The sequence below is a fragment of the Brachybacterium paraconglomeratum genome, from assembly GCF_039541415.1.
Classification (GTDB): Bacteria; Actinomycetota; Actinomycetes; order Actinomycetales; family Dermabacteraceae; genus Brachybacterium; species Brachybacterium paraconglomeratum_A.
Genome location: NZ_BAABGE010000002.1, coordinates 586,264 through 602,278 on the forward strand (window position 1 = coordinate 586,264; position 16,015 = coordinate 602,278).

Consider the following 16,015-nt stretch of genomic DNA (forward strand, 5'->3'; position numbering starts at 1 on the left):
TCGGCTTTATCTGCGCCGGGGCCCGACGTTCGGGGTGGAGTCAAAGCTTCGTAGGGGTTGCTTCCGCACCTGAAGAGATAGGATGATTGGGTGGATCGACGAGGCTCGGGCTCTCGTCGGCAGCGAACCCATCAGCGCCCGATCTCGAATGGAGTGTCCGTGGAACTGCGACGTCTCGGCCCGGTGGGCCAGGAGAAGCCGGCTGTCGTCTCCGAGGGGGTGACCTATCGGCTCGAGGCCCTCACCGGGGACATCGACGGCGAGTTCCTCGCCAGCGGTGGCATCGCTCGGGTGCGCGAGGCGCTCGCCGCGGGGGAGCTGCCGGTCTGGGAGGGTGCTGCGAACGAGCGGATCGGTGCTCCGATCGCGAGGCCGATGGCGGTGCTGTGCATCGGCCAGAACTACGCCGCGCATGCCGCGGAGTCCGGGGCCGAGCCGCCGGCGGTGCCGATCCTGTTCCACAAGCACCCCAACACCGTCGTCGGCCCCCATGACGAGGTAGAGATCCCGCCGGGCGCGCAGAAGGTCGACTGGGAGGTGGAGCTGGGCGTGGTCATCGGCGCCGAGGCCGCCTACCTGCCCGATGAGCAGTCCGCGCTCGACGTCATCGCCGGCTACGTCACCAGCCACGACCTCTCCGAACGGGACTACCAGCTGGCCGAGTCCGGCGGTCAGTGGTCCAAGGGCAAGAACTCCCGCGGCTTCAACCCGCTGGGCCCGGCCCTGATCCCGGCCGGCGACGTTGACCCGCAGGCGCTGCGGCTGTGGTCCACCGTGAACGGTGAGCCCCGCCAGGACTCCTCCACCGCGGACATGATCTTCTCCGTCGCCCAGATCATCCAGCACCTCTCGCAGTACATGGTGCTCTCGCCCGGGGACCTCATCAACACCGGCACCCCGCAGGGCGTCGCGCTCTCCGGCCGCTTCCCGTACCTGCAGGCCGGAGACGTGGCCGAGGTGGGCATCGACGGCCTCGGCGCGCAGAGCACCCGCTTCATCCCCGCCTCGTCGACCACCCGCGAAGGAACCACCCGATGAGCACCTTCACCGCTCTCGACGTCCAGGACGTCCGCTTCCCCACCAGCCGCAGCCTCGACGGCTCGGACGCGATGAACCCGGACCCGGACTACTCCGCCGCCTACCTCAGCCTGCGCACCGACGCCCCCGACGAGGGCACCGCGCTGGTGTTCACCATCGGCCGCGGCAACGATGTCCAGAGCGCCGCGATCGCCGTGCTGGCCCCGCACCTGGTGGGCCGGAACGTCGAGGAGGTCCTCGCCGACCTCGGCGGGATGTACCGCGAGCTCACCCACGATTCGCAGCTGCGCTGGCTGGGCCCTGAGAAGGGAGTGATGACCATGGCGATCGGCGCCGTGGTCAACGCCCTGTGGGACCTGCGGGCCCGGCGCGAGCAGCGCCCGCTCTGGCTCACCCTCGCCTCGCTCAGCCCCGAGGAGCTGCTGGACCTGGTGGACCTGCGCTATCTTGAGGACGCGCTCACCCGCCAGGAGGCGCTGGCGATCCTGCGCCGCGGCGCCGAGGGCAAGGAGCAGCGGATCGCCGCGCTGCGCGAGCACGGCGTTCCCGCCTACACCACCACCCCCGGCTGGCTCGGCTACAGCGATGAGAAGCTCACCCGACTGCTGCGCGAGGCCCGCGAGGACGGCTTCGAGATGGTGAAGCTCAAGGTCGGGGCCGACGCCGCCGATGACGAGCGCCGGATGCGGATCGCTCGCGAGGTGATGGGCCCTGGCTTCCCGATCGCGATCGATGCGAACCAGCGCTGGGGCACCGCCGAGGCGATCGCCGCGATCCAGGCGCTGGCCCCGCACGACCCGTACTGGGTCGAGGAGCCCACCAGCCCCGATGACATCCTCGCCCACGCCGCGATCCGCGAGGCCGTCCACCCGGTGCGGATCGCCACCGGCGAGCAGGGCGCGAGCCGGGTGCTGTTCAAGCAGCTGCTGCAGGCGAAGGGCCTGGACGTGCTGCAGGCCGACGCCACCCGCGTCGCCGGCGTCAACGAGAACATCGCGATCCTGCTGCTCGCCGCGAAGTTCGGGGTGCCGGTGTGCCCCCATGCCGGGGGCGTCGGGCTGTGCGAGATGGTCCAGCACCTGGCGTTCCTGGACGCGGTCGCGATCGCGGGGGACGATGAGCGCCGACGCATCGAATTCGTGGACCACCTCCACGAGCACTTCGAGGTGCCGGTGCGGATCCAGAACGGCTCGTACATGCCGCCCGAGCAGCCTGGCAATGGCGCGCGCATGCATGCGCAGTCCATCGCCGAGCACGTCTTCCCGGACGGGCCCGTTTGGGCAGGGGAGCAGGCTGCATCGACTTCAGATCCCGCCCCAGCCCTGCGCTGACCCCAGCCCAGCCCAGCCCAGCCCAGCCCCGCCCGCGCCAGCTCCCGCCCCTACCGTCGCGTACTGAGAGGCACCACTTCCATGGAACAGATCGCTCTGCACACCCGCATCGCCGAAGGGCATGAGGCGGACTACGACCGCGAGCACGCTCGCATCCCGGGCGGGCTCGACGCCGCCCTGCGCGCGGCCGGGGTGCACGCCTGGCGGATCTGGCGCGACGGCCGCGACATCTTCCACCTGGTCGAGGTCGAGGACTATCGCACTATGCGTCGGCAGCTCGCCGAGGATCCGGTGAACCTCCGCTGGCAGGAGCACATCAACCAGTACCTCGAGGTGGCCGACGACTACGGCGGCGAGGACTCCGGGATCCGTCCCGTCTGGTCCTTGCCGTCGCAGGCCCCCGGGACGGGGAACGCATGAGCGCCCTCCCGCCGCTGCACCCGTCGGCCGACGGATCGGCACCGAGCGGCCCACCGCTCCAGCTGCCGCGGCTCGGCTTCGGTGCCGCCCAGCTCGGCAACCTCTACCGCGTCACCTCCGAGGAGGAGGCCGACGGCGCGGTCGCCGCTGCCTGGGATGCCGGGATCCGGTACTTCGACACCGCACCCCACTACGGGATCGGCACCAGCGAACGCCGCCTCGGGCAGCGCCTGGCCGGCTACCCGCGCGAGGAGTACCTGGTCTCCACCAAGGTGGGGCGCCTGCTGCTGCCCGGCCCCGGCACCGGCGACGACCTGGACAACGCCTTCGCCGTGCCCGATGACCACGTGCGCCAGTGGGACTTCTCCGAGGCCGGGGTGCGCCGCTCGCACGCCGAGTCCCTCGAGCGGCTGGGCCTGGACCGGGTGGACATCCTGTTCGCCCACGACCCGGAGGAGGGGCCGACGGAGCAGGCCTTCACCGACGGTCTGCCGGCCCTGTCCCGCATGCGGGACGAGGGGCTCGTCCGCGCCGTCGGCGTCGGCTCCAAGGACGTGGCGGTGCTGCTGCGCGCCGTCCGCACCGGGCTGATCGACCTGGTGATGCTGTCGGGCCGGTACACCCTGCTCGAACAGGCCGGCGCCGAGGAGCTGCTCGCCGCATGCCTGCAGCACGATGTGGGGATCGTCGCGGTCTCCGTGTTCAACTCGGGGCTGCTCGCCCAGCACCAGGTCCCCGAGAACGCCACCTACGAGTACGCCCCGGCGCCCGCCGCGCTGCTCGCCCGCGCCCGGGAGCTCGCCACCATCGCCGAGCAGCACGGCGTCACCCTCCCGGACCTGGCCGTGCAGTACCCGCTGCGCCATCCGGCCGTGGCCTCCGTGGTGCTGGGGATGCGCACCGCCGCCCAGGTGCACTCCAACGCCGAGCGGATGAACACCGAGATCCCTGCCGCGGCCTGGGCAGATGTGGAGCGGACCGATCCCGGTGCCGTCACCGGAGGGGCCGACGATGGTGCCCGCTGAGCCGGTCACCGACACCCACCTGCACCTGTGGGACCTCGCCGAGAGCCCCTACGCCTGGCTCGGCGGCGCCGCCCCCGAGCTGCGTCGCACGGTCGAGATCGATCAGGTGCGCCCCGGCCTGCGCGAACTCGGCGTCACCCGGGTGATCCTGGTCCAGGCCGACGACACCCCCGAGGACACCGCCCACCTCCAACGCACCGCCCGCGCGATCGAGGCCCATGCAGCGGAGTCCGGGCAGGGCGGGGAAGGCATCGCCCGCGCGGACGTCGTGGGCTGGCTGCCGCTGCGAGACCCTGCCGCGGTGCGGGAGGCGCTCGCCGATTCGCGCCGCACCGACCACCTCGTCGGTATCCGGCATCTGGTCCACGACGACCCCGACCCGGGGTTCCTGGACCTCCCCGAGGTCGCGCAGTCGCTCGAGCTGCTGGCCGCGGCCGGCCTCCCGCTCGATGTCCCCGACGCCTTCGAGCGCCATATGGCGCAGGTGGTCCGCGTGGCGCAGCGGCATCCCGGACTCACCGTGGTGCTCGACCACCTGGGCAAGCCTCCGCTCGGGGATGCCCCGGTGATGGAGCGCTGGCAGGCGCAGCTCGCAGCGATCGCCGCCTGCCCGAACGTCGTCGCGAAGGTCTCCGGGCTCGCCACCAGCGGGAACGGGGACTTCTCCGCGGCAGCGGACCTCGCGCTGGAGCTGTTCGGGGCCGAGCGGCTGATGGTCGGCTCGGACTGGCCGATCGCGCCGACGCCGCTGGATCTCGGCAGCGGCTTCGCTCGCGTGCTCGCGCATGTGCGCACCTGGTCAGCGGCCGATGTTCGCGCCGTCACGCACGGGACCGCGGAGCGGGTCTACCGACGGCTGGGCGGGGCGGATCCGACCTGATCGCGCCCGCCAGGTGCTCCGCGGTGCGATGCCGCGTGCTCCCGTGCTGCGGGGTCTCCGGGCTCCGTCCGGCTCACTCCGTCGGCGGTTCCCCCTGGTGCAGCAGCCAGGATTCGACCCCGGCCACATGCGCCGCCGCGTAGGTGCGGGCGAGGTCGGGGCGACGGGCTCGCAGCGCGTCCAGGATCCGCCGATGCTCGGCAAGGGTGCGCTCCGCGGAGGAGTCGTCGGTCAGGCCGCGCCACACGCGGGCCCTCGCGGTGGAGCCGGCGAGGCTGTCCAGCAACGAGCTGAGGTAGTCGTTGGGGCAGCGCCGGTTGATCAGCTTGTGGAAGGTGATATCCGCGGCGACCAGCGCCTCGACGCTCGAGCTGGCGTCGAGATCCTCCATCGTCTGCTCGAGCTGCGCGAAGTCCTCATCGGTCAGGTGCGGGCAGGCCTGCTCGACCGCGGCGGGTTCGAGCAGTCGTCGGATCTCCAGGATCTCGACGTAGCTGGAGTCCTGGTGGAGGTCGAGCACGAAGGCGAGGGATTCCAGCAGCTGCTCGGGCTCGAGCGCGGTCACATAGGTGCCGTCTCCCTGGCGCACATCGAGCACCCGGATCACGGACAGGGCCTTGACCGCTTCCCGCAGGGAGTTGCGGGAGACGCCGATCGTCTCGGACAGCTCAGCCTCGGTGGGCAGGCGGTCGCCGGGCTTCAGCGTCCCGTCGACCACCATCTGCTTGATCGCGCTGATCGCGCGGTCGGTGACGGTGGAGGCCATCAGCGCCGGCCCCCGGCAGCGGAGCTCACGCGGTCCGGAGCAGGAGTCGTGGACGGAGCCGGCATCAGGAGCCTCCGAGCTGAGGATGTGCAGTGGAGGCTTGAGCCTAGCTCAGACGTCCGATGAGTCCGCGGGCTCTGGGTTCATCCGCAGCAGGACCTTGCTGGCGCTGCTGCGGTCACTGGCCGTGCGGAAGGCGAGCTCCGCGTCGACCAGGTCGAATTCGTGGGAGATCAGCGGCTCGGGATCGATGTCGCTCGCCAGGAGCGCGATGGCGTCGGCGAACTCGGTGTGGAAGCGCCACGAGCCGTGCAGCTGGATCTCCTTGTTCACCAGGGCATTGCCGAGGATCGCGGTGGTGCCGGGCGGCAGGATGCCGACCTGCACGATCCGCCCACCGGGGCGGACGGCGCGGATGCAGCTGTTCAGCCCAGCGGCTGTCCCCGAGGCTTCGATGGCGACGTCGATCTGCCCCGGATGCTCGTGCGGCTCGGTCTGGTCCGCGCGCACCAGGACGTCCGCGCCCATCTGCTCGGCCAGGCCCAGGGCATGGTCGGTGAGATCGGAGGTGATGATCGTGCCGGCGCCAGCCTGCTTGGCCGCGGCGACGGCCAGGCTGCCGATCGGGCCGGCACCTGTGACCAGCAGCGTCTTGCCAGCGAGGTCCCCCGCGCGGCGCACTGCGTGATAGGCGACGCTGAACGGTTCGGCCAGCGCGGCACGGCGCAGCGTCATCCCGGCCGGCAGTGGAAACGCCCGTTCGGCGGCCACCACGAGCTGCTCGGTGAAGCCGCCCTGGATATGCGGGGTGTGCGCGGCTGAGCCGAGATAGCGGCTGGCACGGCACAGATGAGGCTGGCCCTCCTGGCACGCGGCGCACTCGCCGCAGACCTCCGCCGGGTGCACTGCCACGGACTGTCCGAGCGCCAGCCCCGTCACGCCGTCTCCCAGCGCGGCGATGCGGCCGACGACTTCGTGGCCGAGCACCAGCGGCTCGGTGATCGTGAACTCTCCGGCCGCCCCGTCGTGGAAGTAGTGCAGGTCGGAGCCGCAGATGCCGCCGTAGGCGATATCGATGACGACCTCACCGGTGGCGGCCTCCGGCTGCGGGCGCTGCTCGACGACGAGTTCACCGGACGCCCTCTTGACGCATGCCAGCATTGCTGTCTCTCCTATCGTGCTTTCTTCGAGGGACGCGGGCCAGCGCGGCGGAATTGGTTCCGCACCACGTCGCCCCGCTCGACCGCGTCGGAGGCCTTTGCGATGCGACGCGCATGTCGCAGAAGATCATCGAGCTCGCAGGGATCGGGGCTCGCAGTCTGGTTCGAGAATATCCCCGGTGCCATTCAGCTCGCCAAGCGCGCCAGCCCTGCTGTGAGGTACGGGCCTCCGCTCCTCCGCAACAACCACGAGCTTCGCCCAAAGGTCAGATGATTAAGGGTAGGTCGGCGCCTAGGAGCTGTCAACACGCCCGCCGCGCATGGGTGCGAACGTACGGGGCGGGCGGCCAGAAGGGGCAGACAAATGAGCACTGGCCTGCATAGATCGAGAGGTTAGCGTAATCAGTGCAGGGCGGAACGGTGTTGGCGGGCCATCCCGGGCGGGCGAGGCAGTCCAGAACTCATCAGACCTTTATGTCGCTGCGGGCACGACGTCGACGAGCCCCGGCGCTGCGTCACGACGGCCTGCGAACGGAGTGGGCTCAGGTCTCGAGGTCGGCGACGAAGTCGGCCACTGCATGGATGTGCGCACCCATGAAGAGCCGGGCACCATCGGGATCTCGGCGCTGGAGCGCCCGGAGGATCGCTCGATGCTCGTTGTGGGTGTGCTGCTGGACGTTCTCCTGGAGCACCGCTCGCCAGAGCCTGGTGCGGGCGGTGCGGCCGCTCACCGCGGTGAGGAGCGATTCGAGGAGGGGATTTCCGCTGGCCGACGCGATGAGGCTGTGGAATCGGAGGTCTGCGTCGAGGAACTGCTCGCGTGCGGTCGGCGAGCCCTGCGCGTCGGTCAGGGACTCCACGCTCGCCAGGATCGCCTCGGCTTCGGCGAGCTGCTCTGCCGTCATCCGGGTGGCGGCCAGAAAGGCCGACTCCATCTCGAGCACCTTCCTGACCTGCTGGAGGTCGGCAGAATGATGCGCCGTCTGCAGGTCGATCACCGTGGTGACGGGAACCAGGATCCGCGAGAGGTCGAGGGCGGTCACGTAGGTTCCGGACCCCTGGCGGACTTCGAGGACGCCCATGGCTGAGAGGGCCCGGACGCCCTCCCGGAGAGTCCCGCGCGACACCCCCAGCTTCTCGGAGAGTTCCTTCTCGATGGGGAGGCGGTCGCCAGGGGCCAGGTCTCCGCTCGAGACCAGTTCGATGATCCCGTCGATGACGAGATCGGATCGCTTCAGCATCCCCGCATCGTAGCCCGCCCGCGACCGCTCCGGGCTCTGCTTTCGAGCCCGCGGACGGCGCAGGAGGTGCACGGGGTGATCAGCGGACGGGCGCGCATTGATCAGATGATTGAAGGCGATCGTGTCTCTTTCTGGTGCTCGACATGCCTTATGGGCCCTCTTGCGACGAGCGCTTCTGCTCTATATGGCCGTATTGAGCCAGGTCGTAGCCCCGGGCCGCGATCCACCGTCCGATCTTCGTGGGAGAGGGCTTGACGAGTAATCATCAGATCTTTACTCTGGGGCCGGTGATGTAGCCGATACGGAGTGGAACGGACGATGATGACCGCGACGACCCAGCTGGAGGACGACCTCGACAGGTGCGTCGACGGCGACGCCGGGGAGGCCTGAGATGGTCCAGACCCTGACCGGGCTGCCCGACAGCGATGAGGCGCCACCGCCCGCCCGCACCGCGCAGAAGGACCGAGGCTCGAAGCGCTGGAGGACGGCGAAGCGCAGCTTCCGTCAGCACTGGCAGCTCTACCTGCTGATCCTCGTGCCCCTCACGTACTTCGCGATCTTCAAGTACATCCCCATGGCGAACGCGGTCATCGCGTTCAAGGACTACAACCCCATCGCCGGGGTCTGGGGGAGTGAGTGGGTGGGCTTCGAGCACTTCGAGCGCTTCTTCTCGAATCCCATGTTCGGGACGATCGTGAAGAACACGTTCATCCTCTCCACCTATGTGGTCATCGTGAGCTTTCCGCTGCCGATCATCCTGGCGCTGGCGCTCAATGAGGTGCGAGTGCGGTTCTTCGCCAAGACCGTGCAGATGATCACCTACGCGCCCTACTTCATCTCCACCGTGGTCGTGGTGTCGATGACGATCCTGCTCCTCTCGCCGAGGCTCGGCCCGGTCAGCGGAATCACGTCCTTCTTCGGGATGGGGTCGATCGACTTCCTCAGCGAGCCGGACTTCTTCCGGCACATCTACGTCGCCACCGATGTGTGGCAGTCGGTGGGGTATTCGGCGGTGATCTACACCGCGGCTCTGGCCGGGATCGACATCTCCTTGTATGAGGCGGCACGGATCGATGGAGCGAGCCGCTGGCAGAAGATCCGCCATGTGGATATCCCTGGGATCCTGCCGACGGCGATGATCATCCTGATCCTGGGGGTCGGGAATGTGATGGCGATCGGATTCGAGAAGGTCTATCTCTTCCAGAACTCTCTGAATCTCTCGCAATCCGAGATCATCGCCACCTATACGTACAAGGTGGGCCTGCTGAATGCGGACTTCAGCCAGGCGGCAGCCATCGGCCTTTTCAACGCCGTCATCAACCTCGTGCTGCTGCTGAGCGTGAATTACTTCTCCAAGAGAGTGACGGGCAGCGGACTATGGTGACGTCGATCCCTGCGGAATCCATCGCCAAGGTGGAAGAGCCACGCCGCAAGCGGCGTCCCGTGCACATCAGGGACCCGCTCGTCGACCGGGTCTTCATGGTGGGCGTCTACATCCTGCTCACCACTTTCCTGCTCGCGGTGCTCCTGCCGCTGCTCAACATCCTCGCCAGCTCCTTCAGCGACCCGCTGGCAGTGTCCGCGGGGAGGGTGTCGTTCTGGCCCGTCGGCTTCACCCTCGAGGGGTATTCCCGCACGCTCGGCGATTCGACGATCCTCCGCGGCTTCGCGAACTCGCTCCTGTACACCGTGGGCGGCACCGCCATCAGCCTGACCTTGACGGTGGCGCTCGCCTATCCGCTCTCCCGCCTGGACTTCTGGGGTCGCCGCGGAATCATCCTGGCGGTCATCTTCACGATGCTGTTCGCGGGCGGGCTCATCCCGACCTACCTGGTCGTGCAGAGTCTCGGCCTCCTGGACACGCGGTGGGCCCTGGTCCTGCCGCAGGCCGTCGGCGTCTGGCAGGTGATCATCGCGATGGCGTTCTTCCGCTCGTCGATCCCGGACGAGCTGAACGAGGCCTCCCAGCTCGACGGTGCGAGTGATCTGCGATTCCTCTGGTCCGTCGTGCTCCCGCTGTCGAAGCCGCTGCTGGCGGTGATCGCCCTGATGTACGCGATCTTCCAGTGGAACTCCTACTTCGACGCCCTGCTCTATCTCCGCGATCCGGGCCTCTATCCGCTCCAGCTGGTCCTGCGGAACATTCTCATCCTGAACCAGGGCAGTCCGGGAATGGACGCGGGGGTTCAGATAGAGCGCCAGCGGGTGGCGGATCTGCTCAAATACTCGCTGATCGTGATCTCGACGGTGCCGATCATGCTGATCTATCCCTTCGTCGCCCGCTATTTCTCCAAAGGAATCATGATCGGCGCAGTCAAGGGTTGAGTCCGACGACCGTCGGCATCTCATCGAACTCACCGTGAAGTGCCGAGGTGAGCTATGGCAAGAAAGGTGACAATGGTGTTCACACGATCACGCAGCAGGAGGCTTTCCCCCGCGAGGCCGAGACGATCCCTGGCCGCGCTGGCCGCGGTCACGGCGATGGGCCTCGTGGCGGCGGGATGCTCCTCAGCGAGCACGAGCGACCCCGGGACGATCACGATCTTCGCGTCGCAGGCCGGGATCATGGACCTCAACACGAACTCCTTCACCCTGGAGCTCGAGGAGAAGTTCGACGTCGACATCGAGTTCCAGACGACGTCCTACGAATCCTCCGCGGCCACGGAGGCGCGCCAGGTCTCGCTCGCCAGCGGGGACCTTCCCGATGCGTACATGCTCGTTCCCTGGGCCTCGCAGTTCAGCCGCGCCGAGCTGCAGCGCTACGGAGACCAGGGCGTGATCGTTCCCCTCAACGATCTGATCGACAACAACGCCCCCAACATCAAAGCCGCGCTCGAGGCTGAGCCCGGCTTCGATGAGCTGACGCGGGCACCGGACGGGACGATCTGGGGACTGCCGCAGTGGAACGACTGCTACCACTGCTCCTACCCGTCCAAGTTCTGGATCAACCAGACCTGGCTGGACACCCTCGGCCTGGAGATGCCCACCACGGCCGATGAGTTCTTCGACGTGATGATGGCGTTCAAGACGCAGGATCCCAACGGCAACGGTGAAGCGGACGAGATTCCGCTGACCGGCAGCACCCAGCCGTCGCTGGTCCCGTTCATCATGAACGCCTTCATCTACAACTCGTTCAACACCGGCACCGGTCAGCCCATCTCCCTGGGCCTGGAGGGTGACACCGTCCAGATGCAGACCGCGCAGGACGGGTGGCGGGAGGGGCTGAAGTTCCTCAACAAGATGTGGGAGGCCGGCCTCATCGATCCGGCGTCCTTCTCGCAGGGTCCCGACACGATGCAGTCGACGGGCAACTCCGCCCAGGGTGTGCTGGTCGGTGGCATGAGCGGTATGCACCTCGGGATGCTGCTCACCCTCGGCCAGGAGGACGAGCGCGACAAGCAGTACGAGCCGATGCCGCCGCTGAACGGTGCTGCCGGTGAGGCCGCGACCTATATCCTCCCGAGCTCACCGGGTGCCACCTTCGTGGTCACCAGCGCGGCGGATGAGGCGAAGCAGCAGAAGATCGTCGAGATCATGGACTACATCTTCAGCGATGAGGGTCACGTCCGGGCTGAGTTCGGTGAGGAGGGCATCGGCTGGGCGATGCCGGAGGAGGGCGACGTCGCTCTCGATCCCGAGCTGACCCCGTCACTCTTCGACATCCCACAGGATGAGGAGAACCCGGCAGACTTCAACGGCAACTGGGGCCCGATGGCTCAGGTCTTCGAGACGAATGAATTCCGCAACAGCCAGGTCAACGCGACGGACATCTACACCGTCGAAGGCGGCGAGCGCCGCCTCTTCGAGGCGACAGCGCTGTATGAGGGCAAGGAGACCGACGCGATGTTCCCGTTCTGGAATCTGTGGATCCCGGAGGAGGACTCCCGCGAGCTCTCGACGCTGACGACGAACATCGAGAGCAACGTCGCCACGGCCACGGCGGAGTTCGTCAGCGGAGTCCGCGACCCCAACGATGATGCCGAGTGGCAGGCGTACGTCGACGGGCTCGCCGGACTCGGGTCCGAGCGATACCTCGAGATCTGGCAGGCGGCGTACGACGCCTGACCCGGTGAGACAGATCCGGTGAGACAGTTCCGGTGAGAGAGACCCAGCGGGACACAGTGGTGGCGGTGGCCGGGATGTCGGCGACCGCCACCGCTGTGTCCGCGAGCTGGACCGTGCTCGCTGTGAGCTGTGCCTGCCGGAGCCGTGCCTGCCGGAGCGGTGCGTGCCGGAGTGGTGCCGGCCTGGCGGAGACCCCCATGACGTGTGAACACAAGGAGCATCGATGACGAACCGACCTGATCAGAAGGACCCTGTGGGGGAGCCGTCGCTGGTCTGGCACACCCGGACCCCGGGGCCGGAGTGGGGTGAGGGGCTGATCGTCGGCAGCGGCCGGGTCGGTGCGCTGGCCTTCGGAGAGATCGAGGCGCTGACCGTCTCCCTCGCCCACGAGCGGTTCTTCCTGCCGGCGAATCCTCATCCGCACGCACCCCAGATCGCGCCGGCGCTCGACTCCCTCCGAGATGCCGTACGGGCCGGAGATGGCGAGCAGGCCGGCGAGCTCCTGACGCAGGCGGCACGAGCGGCCGGCTTCGATGACGGGCTCATCTGGACCGATCCGCTGGGGATCTGCGCGACCCTCCAGCTGCATGGCGCGCAGGGCACGCTGGTCCGCCGCGTGATGGACCTTGCGCACGGCGAGGCGCGCATCGAATGGGACGACGTCACCGGCGGTCGCTGCACCCTTGCGCTCCTCGCGCCCCGGGACGGTGAGGAGGTGTGGGTGCGCCTGGACTCCGAGCGGGATCTGCAGCTGGAGCTGGAGCTCGGCCTCTCCGCTCAGAAGGAGGCGGCATCCATCACGGGTGCGCCGAGCTACTTCGACGTCGTTCGCAGCACCGCCGCGGGTGGGGAGCAGGGCCACCTCGTGGTCTCCTCACGTGCCACGGCCGACGCAACTGACGCAGCTGACGCGTCCGACGCGGCCGACGCATCTGGCACAGCCGGCACAGCCGACGCAGCTGTGCATGCCGCCACGACGCTTCGGGGGCGAGAGCCGTGGGCGGAGACACGCGAGGCCGCCACCCTGACCAGCGCTCTTCGCTCCGGCCCCGGCGCGCCCGGCATGCTCCAGATCGCCGTGGAAGTCAGCGCGCCGGGCGGCGTGCACCGTCAGGACGGTGCCGACGAGGCGGCCCGCGCACCGGCGGCGCCGGAGAGCGTGAACTGGGAGGCGCTGCGGGACCGTCAGGCGAGCACCCACGGCGAGCTCGTGCGTCGTTCCCTGCTGAGCCTCGCGGGAGGCTCCGAGCCCACCACCGTGGAGGAGCTCTGGCGAGCTGCCCACGAGGGTGATGCCGCAGCGCGCCGACGCGCCGTCGAGGTCGCCTACGCCTCGGGCCGCGCGAATGCGATCAGCGCGACCGGGGAGCTCCCGCCGACCCTGCAAGGGGTCTGGCAGGGCACCTGGTCCCCAGCGTGGTCTGCAGACTTCACGATGAACGGGAACGTGCAGAACGGCGGGGCCGCAAGCCTCATCCCGACCGGAACGCCCGAGCTGGCCCAGTCCCTGCTGCGGCTGGTCCTGCCCCATCTCGAGGACTATCGCCAGAACGCACGGCGGATCTACGGCGCCGAGGGGATGCTCCTGCCGGCACGGATGTCGAACCACGGCCGGGCGAATCACTTCGGGCGGCCCTTCCCGCACATCTTCTGGACCGGCGGCGGTGGCTGGGTGCTCCGCTTCGCCGCCGACATCGTGGCGACCACGGGGGACCGCTCTGTGGTCGATGATCAGCTGTGGGAGCTGGTCCACGGTGTGCTCGACTTCGCGGAGACGGCGACCGTCACGACCGAGGATGGCCAGCGCCATCTCATCCCGAGCTACTCCCCGGAGAACTCCCCGATCCCCGGAGGATCGCCCCTGGTCGCGGATGCGACGGTCGACGTGGCGATCCTCCGGGACGCGGCGCGCTGCACCTGGCTGCTGGGTGAGGCCCGCGGGGACCACAGCCTCGATGAGCGATGGGCCCGGATCCTCGAGCAGCTCCCGCCCTATCGGATCGCGGAGGACGGCTCCCTGGCGGAGTGGATCGGTGATCTCTGGCCCGAGAACCATGCGCACCGCCACGCCTCGCAGCTCTACCCGCTCTGGTACGAAGCGGATGAAGCGTTCGTCGGGACGTCGGAGGACGCCGCTCAGCTGCGCGCGGCGGCGGCGCGGTCCATCTCCGCCAAGATCGACTGGCGCGCAGAGGATCCGGTGGCACCGCCCGGACGGATGGAGATGGCCTTCGGCCTCGTCCAGCTCGGCATGGCCGCCGCCGCCCTCGGAGACGGCGAGAGTGCACTGCGCTGCGCGGAATGGCTCGCGCTGGACCACTGGACCCCCTCGCTGACTACCACGCACGATGCCGGCAGCATCTTCAACCTGGATCCCAGCGGCGGCCTGCCCGCCCTGGTCGCCGCGATGCTGCTGGGCTCGGGACGGGAAACGCTGAACGTGCTTCCCGCACTGCCCGCCGCGTGGGCGGCAGAGGGCTCCGTGACGGGCTTGCGCGCCCGGGGCGGGATCATCATCGACCGCCTGGAATGGGATGAGGCGGGAGGCAGCATTACGGTGCGCCGCCCCGCGGAGGCCGCGTGGCTTGCGCCCGAGGGGGCCACCCGGGTGCAGATCGGTGCGCCCTTCCAGCTCGCCGACGCCGCCGTTGCCCAGGACGGGCTCACCCTGGGTGATGCTCCGATGACCCTGCGCTTCCACCGCACCGACATGCAGTGAAGGAACGAGGGAAGCCCGCTCCCGTCGCGGCGGGCTTCCCCGAGGGGCAGGCCGGGCCGGCTCCTGTCGCGGAGAGCGACAGCTCCGACCCGGCGGCCCTCTGACCCAGAGCCCGGGGGGCTCAGTTCTGGTCGTCGATCTCCAGCAGGTCCATCGCGCTGGCGCTCTCGATCTCGGCGTGCTCGGGCTGCTCCTTCTGCATCCGCTCGAGGTAGGGCTGGGAGCGCTGCACCTGCTGCTCGAGGCTGTTGACCGTGGCCAGGAAGTTCTCGTTGGCCTTGGTCCGGAAGGTGTCGATCCCGTCCATGGTGGCGAACAGGTTGTCGAACGCCTTCTGCAGCGTCTCGGCGGAGACGCCCGAGGTCGCGGCCTGCTCCTGGATCTTCACGGAGTTGTCCGCGAGCATCTGCGAGGTGCGGGAGATGAGGCTGTCGGTGGTGCGGTTGACGGCGTCGATCTGGTCCAGCACGATCTTCTGGTTCTCGAGCGCCTGGGCGGTGATCACCGCGGTGCGCAGCGCCGTGACAGTGGTGGTGCGGGCCCGCTCCACCCCCTGCTGGAGCTTGGTGTTGTTGTCCTCGATCAGGCCCATCGACAGGTAGGCCTGCACGGTGACGGCGATCTGGGTGGCCACGTCCTGACGGCGCTGGCGCACCGCGAACAGCACGTCCTTCTCGAGCGCGGCGGCCTCGGCGGCCTTGCCCTCGGTGCGGGTCTGCTCGGCCCGGCGCACCGTGCGGTCATCCAGCAGGCGCAGCAGATAGGCGGCCTTCTGCAGCGCGGCGAGGTCCTCCCAGAGCGCCCGACGCTCCACGGACAGCTCGGCGTTGTCCTTCAGCAGCATCTCCTGGCCGCGGGAGAGCGCGCCGAGCACCTGGTCCAGCTGGTCCTGGTTGGACTCGAAGTTGCGGAAGTAGCGCTTGGCGATGTTGCGGCCGGGCAGGAAGGAGAGTGCCTTCTCGGCGAAGGTCTCGTCCTTCGGGGCCAGGTCCTCCATCGTGGTGCGCAGCTCGGAGAGGGACTTCGCGACTGACTCCTGCGCATTGCCCTTCTCCTTCGACTCCCGCAGCGACTGCTGCATGAAGCGGGAGGAGGTCTGGCTGGTCCGCTCGAAGGTCCGACGAGCCACCGCGCCGAGCGCGTTGACCTGCGCGGTGAACTCCTGCGAATGCGGGTTCATCCCTGCGACCTGATCCACCCAGGCGTCGGCCCGCTGCTCGAGCTCCTGCGCCTTCTCCTGGGGCAGATCGGGCAGCACCGAGACCGCGTCGTCGTCGCTGATCTGCTCGATCGGCTCGGCGGGCGTGATCTCTTCTTCGGGGGTGGGCGGCTGCAGCTTGTCCATCGGTGCCTCCTGGGCGATGCGGTGG

General features: G+C 68.9%; 13 protein-coding genes. 9 read left to right on the top strand and 4 right to left on the bottom strand.

Translation table 11 applies throughout. The features are described from left to right. The first annotated feature begins 159 nt into the window (after window positions 1–159). The 5 genes from ABD893_RS02645 to ABD893_RS02665 all read left to right on the top strand — a co-directional run bounded on the left by ABD893_RS02645 (window position 160) and on the right by ABD893_RS02665 (window position 4,694). Window positions 160–1,038, top strand: coding sequence for a fumarylacetoacetate hydrolase family protein (locus ABD893_RS02645; protein WP_345075975.1), 879 nt, complete (start codon window positions 160–162; stop codon window positions 1,036–1,038). Next, window positions 1,035–2,369, top strand: coding sequence for an enolase C-terminal domain-like protein (locus tag ABD893_RS02650; protein ID WP_345075976.1), 1,335 nt, complete (start codon window positions 1,035–1,037; stop codon window positions 2,367–2,369). Before ABD893_RS02645 ends, ABD893_RS02650 begins: the two co-directional genes overlap by 4 nt. 81 nt (window positions 2,370–2,450) lie before the next feature. Beyond that, window positions 2,451–2,789 carry an L-rhamnose mutarotase gene (locus tag ABD893_RS02655; RefSeq protein WP_345075977.1) on the top strand — a complete coding sequence of 113 codons (339 nt, stop codon included), beginning with the start codon at window positions 2,451–2,453 and terminating at the stop codon, window positions 2,787–2,789. Then, the gene (locus tag ABD893_RS02660; protein WP_345075978.1) at window positions 2,786–3,814 is read left to right on the top strand and encodes an aldo/keto reductase; all 1,029 of its coding nucleotides are present in this window, start codon (window positions 2,786–2,788) and stop codon (window positions 3,812–3,814) included. The genes ABD893_RS02655 and ABD893_RS02660 overlap by 4 nt, the downstream gene beginning before the upstream one ends. Then, a complete protein-coding gene (locus tag ABD893_RS02665; RefSeq protein WP_345075979.1) occupies window positions 3,801–4,694 on the top strand; it encodes an amidohydrolase family protein in 894 nt (297 codons plus the stop codon). The genes ABD893_RS02660 and ABD893_RS02665 overlap by 14 nt, the downstream gene beginning before the upstream one ends. 73 nt (window positions 4,695–4,767) lie before the next feature. Here ABD893_RS02665 and ABD893_RS02670 read toward each other — a convergent pair whose 3' ends face one another. The 3 genes from ABD893_RS02670 to ABD893_RS02680 form a co-directional block, all read right to left on the bottom strand. Further along, window positions 4,768–5,460, bottom strand: coding sequence for a FadR/GntR family transcriptional regulator (locus tag ABD893_RS02670; RefSeq protein ID WP_345075980.1), 693 nt, complete (start codon window positions 5,458–5,460; stop codon window positions 4,768–4,770). Window positions 5,461–5,571: 111 nt separating this feature from the next. Next, entirely contained in the window at window positions 5,572–6,621 is a 1,050-nt protein-coding gene (locus tag ABD893_RS02675) for an L-idonate 5-dehydrogenase (RefSeq protein WP_345075981.1), read from the bottom strand. Window positions 6,622–7,162: 541 nt separating this feature from the next. Beyond that, complete coding sequence (locus tag ABD893_RS02680) at window positions 7,163–7,861, bottom strand: FadR/GntR family transcriptional regulator (RefSeq protein ID WP_345075982.1); 699 nt, start codon at window positions 7,859–7,861, stop codon at window positions 7,163–7,165. A gap of 391 nt (window positions 7,862–8,252) precedes the next feature. On the opposite strand from ABD893_RS02680, the gene ABD893_RS02685 reads away from it, so the two are divergent. The 4 genes from ABD893_RS02685 to ABD893_RS02700 all read left to right on the top strand — a co-directional run bounded on the left by ABD893_RS02685 (window position 8,253) and on the right by ABD893_RS02700 (window position 14,645). Next, on the top strand, window positions 8,253–9,245 hold the full coding sequence (locus tag ABD893_RS02685) for an ABC transporter permease (RefSeq protein ID WP_345075983.1): 993 nt from the start codon (window positions 8,253–8,255) through the stop codon (window positions 9,243–9,245). Continuing rightward, complete coding sequence (locus ABD893_RS02690) at window positions 9,239–10,186, top strand: carbohydrate ABC transporter permease (protein WP_345075984.1); 948 nt, start codon at window positions 9,239–9,241, stop codon at window positions 10,184–10,186. Before ABD893_RS02685 ends, ABD893_RS02690 begins: the two co-directional genes overlap by 7 nt. 75 nt (window positions 10,187–10,261) lie before the next feature. Next, the gene (locus ABD893_RS02695) at window positions 10,262–11,926 is read left to right on the top strand and encodes an extracellular solute-binding protein (protein ID WP_345075985.1); all 1,665 of its coding nucleotides are present in this window, start codon (window positions 10,262–10,264) and stop codon (window positions 11,924–11,926) included. A 223-nt stretch (window positions 11,927–12,149) separates the two neighbouring features. Further along, window positions 12,150–14,645 (top strand): glycosyl hydrolase family 95 catalytic domain-containing protein, encoded by a 2,496-nt coding sequence (locus ABD893_RS02700; RefSeq protein WP_345075986.1) that lies wholly within the window; start codon window positions 12,150–12,152, stop codon window positions 14,643–14,645. 121 nt (window positions 14,646–14,766) lie between these two features. Here ABD893_RS02700 and ABD893_RS02705 read toward each other — a convergent pair whose 3' ends face one another. Beyond that, on the bottom strand, window positions 14,767–15,990 hold the full coding sequence (locus ABD893_RS02705; protein WP_345075987.1) for a toxic anion resistance protein: 1,224 nt from the start codon (window positions 15,988–15,990) through the stop codon (window positions 14,767–14,769). Between the last annotated feature and the right edge of the window lie 25 nt (window positions 15,991–16,015).